The organism is Streptosporangium sp. NPDC006013, assembly GCF_040614275.1.
In the GTDB taxonomy this organism is placed as follows: domain Bacteria; phylum Actinomycetota; class Actinomycetes; order Streptosporangiales; family Streptosporangiaceae; genus Streptosporangium.
Genome location: NZ_JBEXUE010000926.1, coordinates 1 through 1,469 on the forward strand (window position 1 = coordinate 1; position 1,469 = coordinate 1,469).

General features: G+C 71.6%; 2 protein-coding genes. Both read right to left on the reverse strand.

Going from position 1 to position 1,469, the window contains the following annotated elements; translation table 11 throughout:
- Window positions 1–860: RNA-guided endonuclease IscB (iscB, locus tag ABZ260_RS50980; protein WP_355633173.1), on the reverse strand; the 860-nt coding region annotated here is incomplete at its 3' end.
- A complete protein-coding gene (locus ABZ260_RS50985) occupies window positions 848–1,282 on the reverse strand; it encodes an RRXRR domain-containing protein (RefSeq protein WP_355633176.1) in 435 nt (144 codons plus the stop codon). The genes iscB and ABZ260_RS50985, both read right to left, overlap by 13 nt.
- Between the last annotated feature and the right edge of the window lie 187 nt (window positions 1,283–1,469).

The following is a 1,469-nucleotide window of genomic DNA, read 5'->3' on the forward strand; positions in this document are numbered from 1 at the left end:
TGGGTGGTGTAGCCGTAGCCGTCGGCTCGCTGGAGCAGGCGGACGTGGCGGTGGCCGATGCCCTGCACGGTGCCGTGCCGGGTGGTGATGTTGAAACTGCCGGTGCCGCGGACTGCGACGCGGCCGAGGTGGACCCCGGCCTTCTTGCCGCTCGGTACGACGGCGCGGACCAGATCGCCGGTGGCGAACCCCTTGACCCGCTTGGTCCGGGGCAGCCGCAGCCGGGGAAAGCCGTAGCGGTCGGTGCGGGTGCGGGCGTAGGTGCCGCGCCCGGTCGTCTTGACCACCAGGACCCTGCAAGGCCAGGCGGTGACGTTCTCCAGGTGGCCGACGTGCAGCGCGTCCAGCGTGTGCGATTTGGCGGCGCCGGTGCGAGACCAGTTCCATTTCGTGCGGCCACCGGAGGCGGTGTGAACGGACAGGCCGGTCGCATCCAGGGCCTGCCACAGCGCCCAGCGGGTGGCGTTGACCGCCGCCGCGTCGCGCAGCGGAGCCTTCGCCTGCTTGAGGATCCTCGCCAGGAGGGCGGGCCTGCCCTTGAGGAAGACCTCTACCGGGGTGGCGTTCTTGGCCTGGTTACACCGGATGCAGGCCAGGGTGAGGTTGCTGATCCGGTCGGAGCCGCCCCGGCTGCGCGGGTGGATGTGGTCGAGGTTGAGCGGCACACCGGTCGCACCGCAGTACGCGCACGCCCGTCCCCACTTGGCGAGCAGGTATTCGCGGACCTCGTACCCGGCGAGGGTGCCCTGCTGGTATTCCACCCCTTGCAGCGGTATGCCCGCGCTGGGGGCGTGGGTGTCGAACGCCACCCGCTCGACGTGCACGGCCCGCACCGGCGCCCACCGGGTCAGCCGCACCATTCACGACATGGTGGTGTCGACGCGGTGGCGCAGCGACGGCGCGAGCCACCCCTGGGGTCTGGTCCGGTTGAGGAACCGGGGGCGCGGTGACGCAGGTTGCGTGACCTGCGGCCCCGACGTAGCGCGGCCCGCGCGCTGAGCCTGTCGCGGATCGCTGCTCCTCGGTGGTCGAGCCGGATCGCATACTTCCCTGTCCGGCTTCCGCCGTGGTCGGTGAACACGGCCAGGCCGGTGTGCTTGGAGCCGGGGTCGATGCCGACCTGCACGCCTTCGATGGTCGAGGTCGCCGCGTCGCGGTCTTTGAGACGGATGACGAACGGGGTGTGGCGGTGAACCACCGCCCGCCCGGCCGCCGGCAGACGACGGGCACGGGCGGGGTGACACGGGTCGAGCGGGTGGCCCTGGCGGTCGAGGACGAACACGGCCGGGTGAACCTCACGGTTCGCTCCCTCGGACGCTGAAGTGCCCTCGGGGTGACGCCGGTGCGGCGGTGCGGCCGGACCGGTCTCCCCTCGCCCATGGTGAACACCAGATACCGCCGCGAGGCGGTGTCCGTGAGCCGTTTCGTGCCCACCCTCGGGCGTGTCTGCTCCCACGGATTCGAGAGCT